12 protein-coding genes and 1 pseudogene are annotated in these 17281 nt (G+C 66.7%); 9 read left to right on the plus strand and 4 right to left on the minus strand.

Going from position 1 to position 17281, the window contains the following annotated elements; all coding sequences use genetic code 11:
• Positions 1-109: 109 nt before the first annotated feature.
• The 8 genes from CDN38_RS21085 to CDN38_RS21120 all read left to right on the plus strand — a co-directional run bounded on the left by CDN38_RS21085 (position 110) and on the right by CDN38_RS21120 (position 10873).
• The gene (locus CDN38_RS21085; RefSeq protein ID WP_075512671.1) at positions 110-580 is read left to right on the plus strand and encodes a DIP1984 family protein; all 471 of its coding nucleotides are present in this window, start codon (positions 110-112) and stop codon (positions 578-580) included.
• A 797-nt stretch (positions 581-1377) separates the two neighbouring features.
• Positions 1378-1866, plus strand: coding sequence for a hypothetical protein (locus CDN38_RS21090; protein WP_233026975.1), 489 nt, complete (start codon positions 1378-1380; stop codon positions 1864-1866).
• Positions 1863-2621, plus strand: coding sequence for a hypothetical protein (locus tag CDN38_RS21095; RefSeq protein ID WP_082277337.1), 759 nt, complete (start codon positions 1863-1865; stop codon positions 2619-2621). Before CDN38_RS21090 ends, CDN38_RS21095 begins: the two co-directional genes overlap by 4 nt.
• A 149-nt stretch (positions 2622-2770) precedes the next feature.
• Positions 2771-3829, plus strand: coding sequence for a cupin domain-containing protein (locus CDN38_RS21100; protein WP_075512673.1), 1059 nt, complete (start codon positions 2771-2773; stop codon positions 3827-3829).
• A gap of 340 nt (positions 3830-4169) precedes the next feature.
• Positions 4170-5330, plus strand: a complete 1161-nt coding sequence (locus CDN38_RS21105) for a metallophosphoesterase family protein (RefSeq protein ID WP_075512685.1) — start codon at positions 4170-4172, stop codon at positions 5328-5330.
• Entirely contained in the window at positions 5327-7948 is a 2622-nt protein-coding gene (locus tag CDN38_RS21110) for an AAA family ATPase (protein ID WP_099319160.1), read from the plus strand. Before CDN38_RS21105 ends, CDN38_RS21110 begins: the two co-directional genes overlap by 4 nt.
• 22 nt (positions 7949-7970) lie before the next feature.
• Positions 7971-9563, plus strand: a complete 1593-nt coding sequence (locus CDN38_RS21115) for a GMC family oxidoreductase (protein WP_099319161.1) — start codon at positions 7971-7973, stop codon at positions 9561-9563.
• Between the two features lie 68 nt (positions 9564-9631).
• Positions 9632-10873 carry an alpha/beta fold hydrolase gene (locus tag CDN38_RS21120; RefSeq protein ID WP_075512676.1) on the plus strand — a complete coding sequence of 414 codons (1242 nt, stop codon included), beginning with the start codon at positions 9632-9634 and terminating at the stop codon, positions 10871-10873.
• Here the strand turns inward: CDN38_RS21120 and CDN38_RS21125 are convergent.
• The 4 genes from CDN38_RS21125 to CDN38_RS21140 are packed head-to-tail and all read right to left on the minus strand — an operon-like array spanning position 10860 to position 16226.
• Positions 10860-12524 carry an ABC transporter family substrate-binding protein gene (locus CDN38_RS21125; protein WP_075512677.1) on the minus strand — a complete coding sequence of 555 codons (1665 nt, stop codon included), beginning with the start codon at positions 12522-12524 and terminating at the stop codon, positions 10860-10862. The genes CDN38_RS21120 and CDN38_RS21125 overlap by 14 nt on opposite strands.
• Positions 12521-14356 (minus strand): dipeptide ABC transporter ATP-binding protein, encoded by a 1836-nt coding sequence (locus CDN38_RS21130; RefSeq protein ID WP_075512678.1) that lies wholly within the window; start codon positions 14354-14356, stop codon positions 12521-12523. Before CDN38_RS21130 ends, CDN38_RS21125 begins: the two co-directional genes overlap by 4 nt.
• Positions 14353-15252, minus strand: coding sequence for an ABC transporter permease (locus CDN38_RS21135; RefSeq protein WP_075512679.1), 900 nt, complete (start codon positions 15250-15252; stop codon positions 14353-14355). Before CDN38_RS21135 ends, CDN38_RS21130 begins: the two co-directional genes overlap by 4 nt.
• Positions 15249-16226, minus strand: coding sequence for an ABC transporter permease (locus CDN38_RS21140; RefSeq protein WP_075512680.1), 978 nt, complete (start codon positions 16224-16226; stop codon positions 15249-15251). Before CDN38_RS21140 ends, CDN38_RS21135 begins: the two co-directional genes overlap by 4 nt.
• Before the next feature lie 175 nt (positions 16227-16401).
• Here CDN38_RS21140 and CDN38_RS31945 point away from each other — a divergent pair.
• Positions 16402-17198 (plus strand): annotated as a pseudogene (locus CDN38_RS31945) (PE family protein); the annotation flags it as partial.
• Between the last annotated feature and the right edge of the window lie 83 nt (positions 17199-17281).

Here is a 17281-nt window from a genome sequence, read left to right on the forward strand (position 1 = left end):
GCGAAAAGTGAATCGCCAGCGAACCGATTTTGCGGCATCATGCTAGTGCCCACCGGCAAGCCCCGGTGCGGACGCCCGATTGGGCTGACCATGACGAGGAGGCGAAATCATGAAGCTGGCGGAGGCGTTATCGCTGCGCGCGGATGCGGCGCGCCGCTTCGAGCAGCTGCGCTCCCGCGTCGTGAACAACGCCCGCTATCAGGAAGGCGAAGACCCTGCCGAGGATGCTGCGGCTCTGCTCGTCGAAGCGAGCGAGGTGTTGGGCGAATACGAAATGCTCATCCGGCGTATCAATCGCACCAATGCCGCCACGGTGATTGGTGCGGACGGCACGCTGACGGACGCGCTAGCCCGCCGAGACGCGTTACGCCCGCGTCACCACATCGTGACCGCGGCAGCAGATGCGGCCGCTGGAAGCGGCCACCCCGGCTATTCGCGGCAACTGCGGTCCGAGCTGAAAATGTTGTCCGCCTTGCCGGTTGCCGAGCTACGCGCCCAGGCCGATGATCTGGCGCGCCAGCTTCGTGAGCTTGATGTTCAGAAACAACGCGTCAACTGGGAGGTAGAGCTGCTGGACTGACCAGCCGAGGTGACGCAGGTAGTTGTCGCGGAGGCGTGCACAAGCCCCCGACCGGCGGGCAAAGCCCGGTCTCTGCTGGTGCACGAAGGGCAGTGCCAAGGGTTCGACTCCCTCATCACATCGCAGCCCAGCATTGCGCACAGGTGAAAGGGCACAGCACACAGCACACCACCACGTGCAGATCCGTGACGATGAGGGTGGGCACGGGGTAGCTATCCTCGGGCGCAACAGCACATGACAACCGCACGGGCAAAGTCGTCGCCGGCGACGTAGACCACCGGCGCCGGGCACGGTGTATCGCTTCTCTGGCGGTTGCCGCCCACAGACCCCGGGCAAGCCCATCCACCAGACGGACAACCGACTTGCGTGCACTTCGGCTCGGGTGTGAGATGTTTCGTCAATCCGCGTGGTAGCGCGAACGCCGCAGACAGGAGGATGGGATGGCGGCTAGCGGGGGGTTCGCGCCGCGCGTTCGGCGATCACGGACGGGCGCGCGGCGCCGATCTTGGCCGTACCTGGTGGCCGGTGCGGCACTAGCCGTGCTCGGCGTGTGTGGGGCGACGGTGCTTGTGATCGGGCCTCGCGCAAACTCATTAACGAGTCTGGCATCGCGACCGGATTGGGTTTTGGCCGGCGCGCTTCCGTCGAGCGGCGACTTTCCGGCGGACTGGGGGTATGGCCTGTCGGGGTCGTTGCGCCGCCGGGCGTTCTCGGAGACCACTGCCTCGAGTACCGCGCCCCAGCTTGGCCCGCGAGCCGTGTATGGACCGACGCAGTGCACAAAGGTCCCGCAACTCTTGACCCATTCCGGAGCGGCGATGGCCGCGGAACTGGACGTCGACCGCTACACCCAGCTGATTGCCCGCGGCGCTCGAATCTGGGATTGGCCGGCGACCGGGGAAAGCGACGAGCACGGCCCCAATGCGCATTTCGAAATCTCGGTGGTTCCCGACGGCTCGGACCGCATCGCCAATTACCTGGACTGGCTGGGCCGATGCGGGTCCTACCAGGTGACCAACTACGACTTCAACGGACGGCTCAAAGATAAGCGCTTGGCCACCACGGTGCTCGACGACCATTGGACCGACAACGCCGTTGTCGCTGTCGTGGTCACCAGAACATTTGTCACCGCCGGCAGTGACGAACCACCGGCGACCTACCGCGTCAGCTACTACGCGTTGCGTGGCGTCATCCTGGAATGCTCCGTCTACATGGAAAACGCCGCCGATCGCGAGCTGGTACAGCGCCGCGCCTCCCAAACGGTGCAAAGGCTGCGCGCCCTGTGAGCGGCACACCCGACTTGGGCGGGCCTGTGCGCAGCCAACGCGATTCGCGCGCAACGTTTTTCGTTGTCACCCTGTTGTGTTCGGTTGCCATCGCCGCCGTACTGATCACTGCGCCTGTCGCGCTGCGACATTGGCGAAAAAGCACCCCGTCGGTGGCCCCGGGACTGGCGGCGCTGTCTGACCAACAGCTGGCCGACCTGCTTCCCAAGCCCGCCGATTTCCCGACAACGTGGACCGTCAACACCAGGACCGAGGGCGCCGACAGGTTCGGGTACTTCAGGACGCAACCGTTCCACGACGGCGCCCTGGACTACGATCCGGCCGAATGCGCCAATGTCGATGGCTTAGCGCCCGGCATTGCCGGCGGCGCCGAAATCGCGGGGCTTGATCCCGCCGATCGGCCTGAACGTTTCGGTCAGCATCCTGACGTCCGCTTGCGGATCGGCCGTGAGTTCAACCAAAGCGGCTTTGACGCGATGACCGCCCTGGTATCCAGGTGCTCACGATTCACCTTCGCGGACACCATAAACCACACGGTGCACGTGATCGAAGACTCCCGCTCCGCTGACGGGCCGCATCTCTTCCGGATCTCGGTCACCACAATCCTCGGAAACTCCACCGACGCGGCGCGGACGGAATATTTCTCCTTCGCACAGCTGTCGAACTTGGTGCTCATCGGTGACGCCACCACAAGCAATCAGCACGTCCTCGACGTGCTTTTCGACAATACCCTGCACCGCATCCGCACCGGCTAAGTTCGGGCTTCGGATCGTCACGGCCGCGTTTGATAACCCATGCTGATCGACACATCGAAACCGAGTCTTGGACGGATCGCCGCCCGCGCCGGGATCGTAAAGGGTAGCAATCCATTGCGATCTTCGATCCAGAAATTGAGGAGAATGAAATGCTCACGCAGACAAGCACACACGTCGTATCACTGATTGACGGTGAAATCGTCGAAGAGTCCGACCTCGGTTCCATCCAGCGGCTGACGGCCAACACCTTCCCCATCCTGAAGGGCCTGTCGATCAAGCGGCTGCTGATCAACCCGGGCGCGATGCGGACACCCCACTGGCACGCCAATACCAACGAACTGACCTACTGTGTTTCGGGCACCGCTCTGGTCTCGGTGCTCGACACCGGTAGCCAGTTCGCCTCATTCGTGGTGCACGCCGGCGACATGTTCCACATCGACTCCGGTTCGCTGCACCACATCGAAAACATCGGCACCGACGTGTGCGAATTCGTCATCGCGTTCCGCAACGAACGGCCCGAGGACTTCGGGCTCGGGGCAGCCTTTGGCGCCATGACCGACGCGGTGCTCGGCAACACCTACGACCTGCCGGCCTCGGATTTCGCCGCGATGCGCCGCAGCACCACTGACCGGGCACTAGCCGCGCGCCCCGGGGCGCTGGATGTCCCTGACACGGCACGCTTCAACGACCCACACAAATTTTCCGTCGACGCGATGACTGCGCCCGTGAGCATGGCCGTCGGCTCCGCACGGACCGCGCGGCTGCAATATTGGACTGCACTCAAAGACTTATCGATGTACTCCTTACGAATCCGTGAGGACGGGATGCGTGAGCCGCACTGGCACCCGATCACCGCCGAGATGGGCTACGTCAACCGGGGCTCGGCGCGCATGACCGTGATGAATCCCGGCGGCAAGCTGGACACCTGGTACCTGCGGCAGGGCGACGTCTACTTCATTCCCCGCGCCTACCCGCACCACATCGAGGTTGTTGACGCCCCGGAAATGCACTTCTGCATCTTCTTCGACCAGCCGACCCCCGGCGACATCGGCTATCGGACGTCGGTGAGTGCTTACTCGCGCGAAGTGCTCGCGGCGACATTCAACACCCACCTCGAGGACCTCCCCGACTTCCCGTTCACCAGCGCCGACCCGCTGATCGTCAACCGGCTCAACCCGCTTGACCCCCACGCTTGCGGGGAACGCTGAGATCAAGCCCGCCGCTGCACAATTCGGTGCCGTGATGACCGATTGCGAAAGCGGCGGACGACGAGCCTGCCAAGGTCCATCTCTGCCCAAGCCCGCCGCAACTGCTGCCGCCCCTGCCGCCGGTGAGTCAACGGCAAAGCACCTCAACACGCGCCGTCAGTTGACTCCGCCGAGGAACTCAAAGACTTCGTCCGCGAAACCAGAGTGACGCGAGTGACTGTCCTGTCAACGACGCCGCGGCCCGAAGCGAACCTGCCGAGCGAGGTCCCGCGACTTGTCGGCACCGAGTCCTACACTCGCGGTGCCTATGACGAGCAGCCTTGGGAAGGAGGGTGCCGGGATGCGATTCCTGCATACCGCCGACTGGCAGCTGGGCATGACCCGGCACTTCCTGGCCGGCGACGCTCAGCCACGTTATTCGGCGGCCCGCCGCGACGCAGTCGCCGGACTCAAAGCGCTGGCCGCCGAGGTCGGCGCCGAATTCGTGGTGGCGGCCGGCGACGTCTTCGAACACAACCAACTCGCTCCGCAGGTGATCGGCCAGTCCCTGGAAGCCATGCGCGCCATCGGAATTCCCGTCTATCTGCTGCCCGGCAACCATGACCCGTTGGACGCATCGTCGGTGTACACCAGCGCGCTGTTCCGGGCCGAACGTCCAGACAATGTGGTGGTGCTCGACCGGCCCGGCGTCCATGAGGTCCGGCCGGGTCTGCAGATTGTCGCCGCACCGTGGCGGTCGAAAGCGCCCACCACTGACCTGGTCGCCGAGGTGCTGGAGGGCTTGACCTGCCTTTCCGCTGCCGATGTCACCCGGGTGCTCGTCGCCCACGGCGGCGTCGACGTCTTGGATCCCGACCGCGACAAGCCCTCCCTGATCCACCTCGGCGAACTCGACCGGGCATTGGCTGCCGGCCTGATTCACTATGTGGCCCTTGGCGATAAGCATTCACGCACCCAGGTCGGCGACAGCGGCCGGGTGTGGTACTCCGGCTCGCCCGAGGTCACCAATTTCGATGATGTCGAAGCAGATCCGGGTTACGTCTTGGTGGTCGACATCGACGAAACCGATGCACGACGTCCGGTAGCCGTCGACGCCAGGCATGTCGGGCGTTGGCGTTTCGTCACGTTGCACACCCAGGTGGACACCAGCCGCGACATCGCCGACCTGGACATGAACCTGGATCTGATGACCGACAAGGAACGCACCGTGGTGCGGCTGGCACTGACCGGCTCACTAACGGTCACCGACCACGCCACGTTGGACGCTTGCCTGGACAAGTACGCGCGGTTGTTCGCGTGGCTGGGCATATGGGAGCGGCACACCGATCTGGCGGTGGTACCGGCCGACGGCGAATTCTGCGACCTCGGCATCGGGGGGTTCGCCGCCGCCGCGGTCGAGGAGCTGGTCGCAACGGCGCGCGCGGGCGAGGGAGATGAGGCTGTGGATGCCCAGGCGGCCTTGGCGCTGCTGCTGCGGCTGACGGACCGGGGCGTCGCATGAAGCTGCACCGGCTCGTCCTGTCGAACTACCGCGGTATCTCCCACCGGGAGATCGAGATTCCCGATCACGGCGTGGTGGTGGTGTGCGGCGCCAACGAGAGCGGCAAGTCGTCGATGATCGAGGCGCTGGACCTGCTGCTGGAATCCAAGGATCGTTCGACGAAGAAGGACGTCAAGCAGGTCAAGCCGACCAACGCGGACGTCGGCTCCGAAGTCACCGCCGAAATAAGCAGTGGCGCTTATCGTTTCGTCTACCGTAAGCGCTTCCACAAGCGGCCCGAGACCGAGCTGACCATCGTGGCGCCGCGCCGCGAACAGCTGACCGGCGATGAGGCACACGATCGGGTGCGGTCAATGCTGGCCGAGACCGTCGATACCGAACTCTGGCATGCGCAGCGAGTGCTGCAGGCGGCGTCGACGGTCGCGGTGGACCTGTCGGGGTGCGATGCGTTGTCGCGCGCGCTCGATGTGGCGGCCGGCGACGACGCGGCGCTGCCGGGCACCGAGCCCTTGTTGATCGAGCGGATCGACGCCGAATATGCGCGCTACTTCACCGCGACCGGGCGGCCCACCGGGGAATGGGCCGCCGCCATCACCCGGCTCGCCGACGCCGAGGCCGCGGTGGCAGCGTGTGCGGCCGCCGTGGCCGAGGTCGACGAGCGAGTCCGTCGCCATGCTGAGCTGACCCGACGGGTGGCCGAGTTGTCGCAGCAACACCGCAACGCCGGTCCTCGGCTTGCTGCGGCGCAGGCCGCGGCCGACAAGATTGCCGCGCTCACCAACGAAGAGCGGGAAGCCAAACTCGTCGCCGCCGCTGCGGCCGCGGCCGGTGCCGCATCGACGACAGCGCATGCGGAGCGGCTGGCCCTTGCCGCCGACGTCGACGCTCGCGCCGCAACCTTCGCGGCCCTGCAGGTCGAGGCGCACCAAGCCGTCGCCGAGCAGGCGTCGGCAGCGGCGGCGGCTGCGGTCTGTGACGCGGCGGTGGAGGAGGCCATACAGGTGTTGACGGCCGCCCAAGCCCGCGCCGAGTCCGCCCGGCGCTCGCTCGACCAGATTGTCGAGCGCGAGGAGGCTGACCGGCTAGGTGCCCGGCTGGCCAGGATCGACGCCATCTACCGCGAACGTGACCGGGTCTGTGCAGAGCTGTCCGCAGTGACGGTGACCGAACAGGTGATGTGTCGAATCGACGCGGCTGCCGCGGCTGCCGATCGATCAGACGGACAGCTGGCGTCGATCTCCGCCGCGGTGGAATTCACCGCCGCTGTCGACATCGAGCTTGTCGTCGGCGAGCAACGGGTGTCGCTGGCGGCGGGCGAATGCTGGTCGATCACGGCCGCCGGGCCCGCCGAGGTGACGGTGCCGGGCATCCTCACCGCGCGAATCAGCCACGGCCCTGCCGCGCAGGAGATGCAGGCCAAACATGTTGCGGCACAACAAGAGCTGGCTGACTCCTTGACGGCCGGCGGGATCACCAGCGTGGCGGATGCGCGAGCTGCCGACCAGCGGCGCCGGGAACTGCACAGCAAGCGCGATCAGCTGACCGCCACCCTGGCCGGCCTGTGCGGCGACGAACAGGTGGATCAACTCCGCGCCCGGCTGGGTCAGTTGCGTGCCAGTCACCCGGCCGAGCCGGATCTGTTCGCGACGGACGCTGCGGCCGCCCGCGGCGAACTGCAAGCGGCCGAGGCGGCCCGCACGGCCGCGGCGATCGAATGTGAGACCCGGCGCCGGGCTGCCGCAACCGCTGGTCGGCAGCTCGCCGAGACGTCCACGCAGGCAACCGTGCTAAGGCACAAAGTGGAAACTCAACTCGCCGAACTCGACTCGGCCCGAGCCCGGTTGGCGCAGGCGCGAGCCTCGGTCAGCGATGCACAGCTGGCGGTCAAAGCCGACGCGGATCTGCGCTCGCGAGAGACCGCCGAGCAGCGGGTGGCCGAACTGGCCGAAGCCCTCGCGGCTATGGCGCCCGAGGCGGTGGCCGCCGAGCTGAAGGAAGCCACCGACATGGCAGAGTCGCTGCGCCAAAGCCACGACGATGCCGTAAGCGCGTTGCGAGAGATCAGCATTGAACTCTCAGTGTTCGGCAGCGAGGGCCGCAAAGGCAAACTCGACGCCGCCGAGACGGAGCGTGAGCACGCCGCGAGCCGGCACGCCCGCGTCGGCCGCCGAGCCCGGGCCGCGCAGCTGCTGCGCTCGGTGATGGCACGCCACCGCGACAGCACCCGCTTGCGTTACATCCAGCCGTACCGCGAGGAGCTGCACCGGCTCGGTCGTCCGGTGTTCGGGCATACCTTCGAGGTCGATATCGACAGTGACTTGAAGATCCGCAGCCGCACCCTCGACGGCACCACGGTGCCCTACGAGTCGTTGTCTGGAGGCGCCAAAGAGCAGCTCGGCATCCTGGCCCGGTTCGCCGGAGCGGCCCTGGTCGCCAAGGAGGACACCGTTCCGGTGGTGGTCGACGACGCGCTAGGGTTCACCGATCCGGAACGGTTGGCCACGATGGGGGAGGTATTCGACACTGTGGGCACCTACGGACAGGTGATCGTGCTGACGTGCAGCCCCGACCGCTACGACGGTGTCACTAACGCGCACCGCATCGATCTCCATGCCTAGCAACCGACGCCACGCACCAGCGGTGGACATCCAATGCGACTACGTGCTGGTCGGCACCGGATCGGCCGGGGCGGTCGTGGCCAATCGGCTCAGCGCCGATCCGGCAACCTCGGTAGTGGCGCTGGAAGCCGGCCCCCGGGATAAGAACCGTTTCATCGGTATTCCGGCGGCGTTTTCCAAGTTGTTCCGCAGTGAGATCGACTGGGACTACCTGACCGAACCGCAGCCGGGGCTCGGCGATCGTGAAATCTATTGGCCCCGAGGCAAAGTGCTCGGTGGCTCATCGGCGATGAATGCGATGATGTGGGTGCGCGGGTTCAAATCGGACTACGACGAGTGGGCGCGGCGTGCCGGCCCGCAGTGGTCCTACACTGAAGTGCTCGGGTATTTCCGTCGGATCGAAAACGTCACCGCCGCTTGGCACTTCGTCAGCGGAGACGACAGCGGGGTGACCGGTCCGCTGCACATCTCCCGTCAGCGCAGCCCCCGGCCGTCGACCGCGGCCTTCCTGGCCGCGACACGTGAGTGCGGCTTTGCGGGTGCGCAGCCCAATTCTGCTGACCCGGAAGGGTTTTGCGAGACGATTGTCACCCAGCGTCGAGGTGCGCGATACAGCACCGCCGACGCCTACCTCAAACCCGCGCTGCGCCGCAAGAACCTGCTTGTGCTCACCGAGGCCACCGCGACCCGAATCGTGATCGACGGAAACCGGGCGGTCGGCGTGGAATACCAGCGTGGCGGCCAACCCTGCGTGGTCCACGCCCGCCGCGAGGTGGTGCTGTGCGGCGGCGCCGTCAACAGCCCGCAGCTGTTGATGCTCTCCGGCATCGGGGACCGCGTTCACCTCGCCGAGCACGGCATCCACACCGTTCACCACTCACCGGAAGTAGGGCAGAACCTGCTGGATCACCTGGTCACACCGATGGGGTTCGACGTCGCCGGCGACAGCCTGGCCGCGGCCGAGAAGCCACGACAGGTGCTCGACTATCTGCTGCTGCGGCGCCGCGGCATGCTCACGTCCAACGTCGGCGAGGCATACGGCTTCGTCCGCAGCCGACCCGATCTCGAGCTGCCCGATCTGGAGCTGATCTTTGCCCCGGCGCCCTTTTACGACGAGGGTCTGCTTGTCCAGCCGCCGGGCCACGGGGTGGTGCTCGGGCCGATCCTGGTCGCCCCGGAAAGCCGCGGCCAGATCACGCTGCGTTCGGCCGACCCGCATGCCAAACCGATCATCGACCCGCGCTATCTCTCGGATCGCCAAGGAACCGACCGGGCCGCGATGATGGCCGGCCTGCGGATGTGTGCCCGCATCGCCGCAGCGCCTTCACTCAAGGGCCTGCTCGGGCCCATCGCCCGGCCGCGCAATTGCGCCGAGCTGGACGAAACAACGCTCGAGTTGGCCCTGGAAACGTGCTCGCACACCCTCTACCATCCGTTGGGCACGTGCCGGATGGGCACCGACGATAACAGCGTGGCCGATCCGCAGCTGCGGGTCCGCGGCGTCGACCGGCTCCGCGTCGCCGACGCATCGGTGATGCCGAGCACCATCAGGGGACACACCCACGCGCCATCGGTGCTGATCGGAGAGAAGGCCGCCGACCTCCTGCGCAGCTGAGGCCGCCCCGCTGAACTGCCGAGCGCGGCGGTTGTCGGCAGAATGGTACGCATGGCGGGGCAAATACGATGACGATGAATGCCAAAAGGCGCCGGGTGCACGAGAAATTGGCGAAACTGCCAGGGGTGCGGCCGGTGCGCCGGCCGGTGTCGCCCGAAAGTGACGACGAGTTCGACCTGTACTACGTGCGCACCGGACGCAAATCGGCGCACCCGCTGGTCATCATCCCGGGAGGACCGGGAGTGGCGTCGATGCGGTTGTATCAGGGGCTGCGCCGGCGAGCCGCCGCGGCGGGTCTGGACGTGATCATGATCGAGCACCGTGGGGTGGGCATGTCGCGCCACGACGCCTCGGGCGCCGATCTGCCGCCCGAGGCGCTAACCATCGACCAGGTCGTCGATGACGTGGCCGCGGTGCTCGACGACGCGCACGTGGACTCGGCCGTCGTCTACGGCACGTCATACGGCACCTATATCGCGGCGGGCTTGGGGGTGCGTCATCCCGGCCGGGTGAAGGCGATGATCCTCGACTCCCCGGTGCTGTCGCGCCACGACATAGCGCTGGCGCGCGACGCTATCCGCGGGCTGCTGCTCAAGGGCGACAGTCCGGAGACGGCCGCGCTGGCGCCCAAGGTTCGCCGGTTGGTCGACTCCGGGGTGATGACCGCCTCGGCGGCCCAGGCCGCCGCGGCAATTTACGGCTACGGTGGCGCCAAGCTCCTCGGCCGGCAACTGGACCTATTGCTCGACGGCCGAACGATGCTGTGGCGCGGGCTCTGCCGGGTCACCACCGCCGTCAATCGGAAGGTGCCCTACCGCTACGAGAACGATCTGGTCAGCCGCATCGCATTCCGCGAACTCGACTACGCCGCCGAGCCCGACGGCCTGCCCCTCGACCCCGCCGTGGCAATGCGGGAAACCCTGAAAGCAACAGCCGCCTTCGAGTCCGAGCCGTATGACTTGGTGGCAGAGATGCCGAAGTTCGGCTGGCCGACGGTGGTCGTAGCCGGTGGCCGCGACCTCATCACCCCGCCGGCGGTAGCCGAACGGGTGGCGGCGCTGGTGCCCAACGCGGTGCCCTTGGAACTACCGACCATGGCGCACAGCGCCCTGGACTTTCGGGAGCCCGCCGCCCTGGCCATCGCCGCCGCGGTATGCCGCGGCGAACACGACCGGCTCACCGGCCAGGCGCCGGTGCTCGACGCCATGCCGGCACGGGCGCCGGTGCGGCTGCTGTGGAAGGTGATCGACCTGGCCGCCGCCGCGGAGGCGGCCGTCCTACCGGCGCGGCGCCAGGTCAGTCCCGCATGAATCCGATTGCGGTGTAATCGAGGTCGGCCAGACCGGTGGCACCGAAATTGGCCAGCGTGCTACGCACCGCGATGGTTCCGGGTGATTGGGTCAGCGGCAGGCTGAATCCTTCCGCCCACACCAGTTTGTCGACCTCGTTGGCCAGCGCACGGGCCTTGGCGGGACCGAGTTCCTGCAGCGTCCGCTCGATGGCGGCGTCGATCTCGGGGCTGCCAATCTTGCCGAAATTGCTTTCCCCGTCCGAGGTGTAGATCTGGGTGAGCGACGACAGCGGAAACGCGTCGCCGACCCACCCGAACAACGCGATATCGAAGGCTCCCACGTTGACGTAGTTGCTGAAAAAGCCACTACCGGAACGGGATTGCAACTCGAGTTTCACCCCGATCTGCGCCAGGCTGTGCTGAGCGACCTGCGCGAACTGCCGAGTGCTCTGCGCATCGTAGAACAGCAAACGCACCACCAGCTGGCGACCGTTCTTCTCCCGGAACTTGCCGTTGAGCCTCCAGCCCAGCGCGTCGAGGTCCCGCTTGGCCTGCTCCGGGTCGTAGGGGGTGCTGTTGTCGTGATAGCCCTCCTGCCCGGCGACGAAGATGTGGTTGTTCAGTGGGACCGGATCGCTGGTGAGGCCGTAGAGGGCCACTTTGGCGATGGTCCGGCGGTCGATCCCCTTGCAGACCGCCAGGCGCAGCGCCGGGTCGGCCAGGATCGCTCCGGGCGCGCCGTTGAGGGTGAAGTGGCTCCAGCTCGGGGCCGGCGCGCGGCGGATCGAGATGCCCTTGGTGCGCTCGGCGATGGTGAGCTGATCGAGCGAGCCGATCCCGGTGGCGTCGATCGTGGCGTTCTGCAGCGCCGGCAACCGTGCGGCGTCGTCGAGAACCAGGTAGGTGATGCTGTCCAGCTTCGGCTGCTCACCCCACCATTTAGGGTTGCGGGACAAGACGATTCGCTGCGTGCTCCGATCCAGCGAGGTCACGATGAACGGGCCGGCGGACGGGCCTGGCGCCTCCAGCTGGCCCTTGTTGAATGCCTCGGGGGTGGCGGTCATGCTGCTGGGCAGCAGCATCCCGTTGCCGGCGAACATTCCCCGCCACTCCGCGTAATGCTGGGCGAAGGTCACGACGGCCTGGCGGTCGTCGACGCCCCGGGTCACCGAGGCGACACGGTCGGCGCCGTTGAGCGACGCGATCGCGAAGTCCTTGTCGGCGCCGCTGGTCGCGTGGATTTGACTGGCGATGTCACGCCAGGTGATCGGCGTGCCGTCGGACCAGAATGCCTTGGGATTGATGGTGTAGGTGATTACCTGCGGGTCGGCCTGGGTGAGTTCGACGCTGGTGAAGTAGTTGGTGTCGACTGTGGTCGAGCCGTCGGGCCCGATGACGAACGCGCGCGGCATGGTGGCCTTCAGCATCGCCGATACCTCGGCCGAATTGCCGTCGATGTGCAGGATATTGAAGTTGGGCGGGAAGTCGCTGAGCGCCAGCCGCAGGTTGCCGCCGTCGCGCAGCGTGGCGGGGTCCTGCGGGTTGATGTCGCTGGTCGTGCCGACGGCGCCGTTCGGCGCGGCCGACGGCGTCACGGGTGCGGCCGAGCAGCCGGCCACCACCAGGGCGGCGATCAGCGGCGCAAGGATGAGGCGGGTCCGGTTGGTCATGATTGCCTGGGATTCGGTTGCGGCACTGCACCAAGCAGCCGCCGCGTGTACTCGTGTTGCGGATTGCTGAAAACCTCCCGGCTGTCGCCCTGCTCGACGATGGCGCCGGCATACATGACGACAACATCGTGGGCGAGGTGCTTGACCACCGAAAGGTCATGGGAGACAAACAAATATGATAGCTGGAGTTGCTCTTGCAGGTCCAGGAGCAGGTTGATGATGCCGGCCTGGATCGACACGTCGAGCGCGGATACCGGTTCGTCGAGCGCCAGGATTCTGGGCTGCAACGCCAGCGCCCTGGCGATACCGATGCGCTGCTTTTGCCCGCCGGAGAACTCGGCGGGATAGCGACTGGCATCGGAGCGGCGCAGCCCGACGATGTCGAGCAGCTCGGCCACCCGGGCGTGCGTGTCGGTCTTGCTGAAGCCGTTGGCCTGCAACGGTTCTGCTAGCAGATCAGAGACGGGAAGCCGCGGATCCAGCGAGGCCACCGGGTCTTGGAAGACGACCTGGATGTCGCGGCGCAGCGAGCGCCGGCTCGACGGGGTCAGGGTGGCGACATCGGTGCCCAGCACTTCGATCGATCCCGATTGCGGCACAACCAATTCCAGGATCTGGTGCAGGGTGGTCGACTTGCCCGAGCCTGATTCACCGACGATGCCCAGCGTGCGGCCCTGCTGCAGTTCGAAACTGACGCCATCCACGGCGCGAACCTCACCGATCGACCGGCGTAACAGCACGCCCTTGGTCAGCCGGTAGGTCTTGACCAGGCCGCTCACCCGCACGACGACCGGCGTGTCGTGAGGTTCTGGCGCGATGCGCTCGGTTTTGACACCGTAGATGTCGGCGGCGCTGCGGCCATTGACCTGGTCGGTGCGGATGCAGGCTGCCCGGTGATCCGCGCCGACTTCGATCAATTCCGGCTCGGCGCTGCGGCATTCGTCGATCACCAGCGGGCACCGGGGCGCGAACGGGCAACCGGGATCCATACCGGCCAGCGACGGTGGGGCACCGGGAATCGGCACCAGCCGGGTGCCCTGCGCGGCGTCCAGGCGGGGGACCGATCCCAACAGTCCGACGGTGTAGGGCATCTGGCGATCGCGGTAAAGGTCATTGACCCCGGCGGACTCGACGACCCGGCCGGCGTACATCACCAGCGCCCGGTCGGCGAACTCGGCGACCACCCCGAGGTCGTGGGTGATGATCAATACCCCGGCGCCGGTGACGTCGCGGGCCGTCCTGAGCACGTCGAGGATCTGCGCCTGCACGGTGACGTCGAGTGCGGTGGTCGGCTCGTCGCAGATCAACAGATCCGGATCGTTGGCAATCGCGATCGCGATCACCACACGCTGCCGCTCGCCACCGGAGAGTTCGTGCGGGAACGCGCGGGCCCGCCGCTGCGCTTGCGAGATACCCACCAGCTCAAGGAGTTCCACGGCGCGTCGGCGGGCCTCCTGCTTACCGACGCGGGGCTGATGCACCCGGATCGCTTCGGCGATCTGGTCGCCGACGGTGTAGACGGGCGTCAGGGCAGACATCGGATCCTGGAACACCGTGCCGATCACCTTGCCGCGGAACCGTGACATCCCGTCGTCGCCAAGACCGAGCAGTTCGGTTCCCTGCAGTCGCACCGAGCCGCGCACCTCGGCGTACTCGGGCAGCAGGCCCACCACCGCCATCGCCGCCGCGGACTTACCCGACCCCGATTCGCCGACCATCGCCACCACTTCGCCCGGGTCGACGCGGTAGCTGATGCCGCGCACCGCGGTCACCGGATCGCCGTCGGTAGGGAAGGCGACAGCCAGGTCGGTCACCTCGAGGAGCGGGGTCATCGCTCACCACGGCGCAGTGTTCTGCTGCCGGGATCCAGGGCATCGCGCAGGCCATCACCGGTCAGGTTGGCGCACACCAGAATCAGCACCAGGACGCCGGCCGGAAACAGGAAGACCCACGGGTACGTCGTCGCTGACTGGGTGCCGTCGGCGATCAACGTGCCCAGCGACACATCGGGTGGCTGGATGCCGAAACCGAGGAAGCTCAAACCGGTTTCGGCCAAGATGGCGGATGCCACGTTGAGGGCCGCGTCGATGATCAGGATCGACGCCACGTTCGGGATCACGTGGCCGGTGATGATCTTGCGGCTGGAAACCCCCATAAACCGTGCCGCACTGATGAATTCGCGCTCTCGCAAGCTCATGGTCATGCCGCGCACCATGCGTGAGCTCACCATCCAGCCGAAGCCGGCCAGCAGCAACACCAGGAACATGATGTTGGCCGAATTCTTGGTTCGCGGAGTGACGATGGCGATCAGGATGAAGCTGGGCACCACCAGCAGCAGGTCGACCACCCACATGAGTGCCCGGTCTCGCCAGCCGCCGAAATACCCCGAAATCGCGCCGACGGTGGCGGCGATGCCGGTGGAGATCACGGCGACACATACACCGATCAGCATCGACTTCTGCATGCCCCGCAATATCTGCGCCAGCAGGTCTTGGCCCAATGCATTGGTGCCCAGCCAGTGACGCGTATCGGGCGGTTGCAGGAGGGCGTCGAAATCAAGGTCCTCGTAGGAATAGGGCAGCAGCGCGGGCAGCGTGTAGCAGCCGACGAACAGCAGCACCAGCACCACGAGGGAGACCACCGCGGACCGGTTGCGCAGGAACCGGCGCAGCACCAGGGTGCGCCGCGACGTGAAATCGGCGACCTCTGGCTGGGCCAAGGCGGTCATGCTACTCGCACTCTCGGATCCAGCGCCGCGTAGATGACATCGGAGAGCAGACCGGCCAGCAAGACCACTGCCCCGGAGAACACCGTGATCGCCGCGACGATATTGGTGTCCTGGGTTGAAATGCCGCGGACCATCCATTCACCCATGCCGTGCCAGCCGAAGATCTTCTCGACAAAAACCGCTCCGGTGACCAGTCCGGCCACCCCGTAGGCGAACAGCGTGGCCATCGGTATCAGCGCGGTCCGCAGCCCGTGTTTGATCAGCGCTCGCCGCCGGGTCAGCCCCTTGGCGCGGGCGGTGCGGATGAAATCCTGCCCCAGGACGTCGAGCATCGCGTTGCGCTGATAGCGGCTGTAACCGGCGGCAGCTCCCAGCGCCAGCGTGAGCGACGGCAGCACCAGGTGCTTCAACCGGTCACCGAAGGCTTCCCAGGTCCCGGCGGCCACGCCCGGTGCGGTCTCGCCGGTGTAGTCGAACAGTTGCAGGCCCAGCCCCCAGTTGACCCGCAGGGCACCCAGGATCAGCAGGTTGGCCACGACGAACGTCGGGGTGCTCAGCACCAGCAGCGCCAGCATGGTGATGACGCGGTCACTGAGCCGGTATTGACGGATGGCGCCCCACGCCCCGATCGCCACCCCCAGTATCGTGCCGACCACCGATCCGATGATCAGCAGCCGCAGGCTGGTTCCGATGCGCCGCCCCAGCTCGGCGCCGACGGGCTGGCCGGTGATGGTGACCCCGAAGTCCCCGCGAACGGCGTGGGAAACCCAGTTGGCGTAGCGGATCGGGATGGGCCGGTTCAACCCCAGTTGGGCGGCCTTGGCGTCGATCACCGCTTGCGGCGGCCGCGGACTGCGCTGCATCAGGTTTTCCAGCGGCGAGAACGCAAGAGAAGTCAGGCAGTAGGTCAGAAACGAGGCCAACGCCAATAGCACGAGGTAGTTGAGCAACCGGCGCGCCAGAAAGCGGGTCATGCCCGACCACCATGCCGCATTGGGACAGAGTAGCGAGCCTTTTCTGCAGGGCCCCGCATCACGCGTGTGACCGGCGCATTTCATGACTTCTGAAGGTTCGTCGAAGTGCCGGCCCACAGACTTTGTGCTGATTCGGGCCGGGCTGGGCAGGTGCGAGGACGTATTGGAGGGCGCAATGTCGTTCGTATTCGCGGTACCTCAATTAGTCGACGCCGCGGCCACGGAGCTGGCGGGGATCGGCTCGGCGATCAGCAATGCCAATGCGGCTGCCGCTTATCCGACGACGGCGATCGCTGCCGCGGGTGCCGATGAGGTGTCGGCGGCCATCGCGGCGTTGTTCGGCGCGCACGCGCAGGCATATCAGGCGGTCAGTGCACAGCTGGCGACGTTTCATGATCAATTCGTGCGCACCCTGCAGGTCAGTGTGGGCGCCTATGCGAGCACCGATGCTGCCGCTGCGGTCGCCGCGGCAGAGCAACACCTGCTCGATGTGATCAACGGTCCTGCCAAAGCGCTGACCGGGCGTCCGCTGATCGGCGACGGTGCCGACGGCGTAGCCCCGGGACAGGACGGTGGCGATGGCGGCTGGCTCATCGGGAACGGCGGCGACGGCGCCGACGGGACGGCACCCGGTCAGGCCGGTGGGCAAGGCGGCGACGCCGGATTCATCGGCAGCGGCGGAAAGGGTGGCAAAGGCGCAGATTTTCGTGCGATTGACGGACTGCAGGGTGGTTTCGGTGGCCGCGGAGGTGACGCGTGGGGCTTCGGCAACGGCGGGGCCGGCGGGGCGGGCGGAACGCTGGCAGGCTATAAGAGACAGTCGCCGGGGGCCGCGGCGGTGATGGTGGCGACGCCTATCTGTACGGATTCGGCGGCGCCGGGGGACCCGGCGCCGCGGGTAGCCAGGGCATCGCCGATTTCACCAGCACCGGCGTATTTTCCGGTGGTCCCGGCGGGTCCGGCGGCGCGTCCATTTTTAGGCCGACCTCAACGCCCCTGCCGGGCGGGCCGGCGGGCACGGGGGTAGGGGCTGGGGGTTCGGTGACGGCGGCGAC

This window comes from Mycobacterium ostraviense (assembly GCF_002705925.1).
In the GTDB taxonomy this organism is placed as follows: domain Bacteria; phylum Actinomycetota; class Actinomycetes; order Mycobacteriales; family Mycobacteriaceae; genus Mycobacterium; species Mycobacterium ostraviense.

Coding starts and splice junctions, on each gene's coding strand:
- CDN38_RS21125 (WP_075512677.1), bottom strand. CDS start 12,524: ATGACCAACCGGACCCGCCTCATCCTTGCGCCGCTGATCGCCGCCCTG.
- CDN38_RS21135 (WP_075512679.1), bottom strand. CDS start 15,252: ATGACCGCCTTGGCCCAGCCAGAGGTCGCCGATTTCACGTCGCGGCGC.
- CDN38_RS21100 (WP_075512673.1), top strand. CDS start 2,771: ATGCTCACGCAGACAAGCACACACGTCGTATCACTGATTGACGGTGAA.
- CDN38_RS21130 (WP_075512678.1), bottom strand. CDS start 14,356: ATGACCCCGCTCCTCGAGGTGACCGACCTGGCTGTCGCCTTCCCTACC.
- CDN38_RS21105 (WP_075512685.1), top strand. CDS start 4,170: ATGCGATTCCTGCATACCGCCGACTGGCAGCTGGGCATGACCCGGCAC.
- CDN38_RS21085 (WP_075512671.1), top strand. CDS start 110: ATGAAGCTGGCGGAGGCGTTATCGCTGCGCGCGGATGCGGCGCGCCGC.
- CDN38_RS21120 (WP_075512676.1), top strand. CDS start 9,632: ATGACGATGAATGCCAAAAGGCGCCGGGTGCACGAGAAATTGGCGAAA.
- CDN38_RS21140 (WP_075512680.1), bottom strand. CDS start 16,226: ATGACCCGCTTTCTGGCGCGCCGGTTGCTCAACTACCTCGTGCTATTG.
- CDN38_RS21110 (WP_099319160.1), top strand. CDS start 5,327: ATGAAGCTGCACCGGCTCGTCCTGTCGAACTACCGCGGTATCTCCCAC.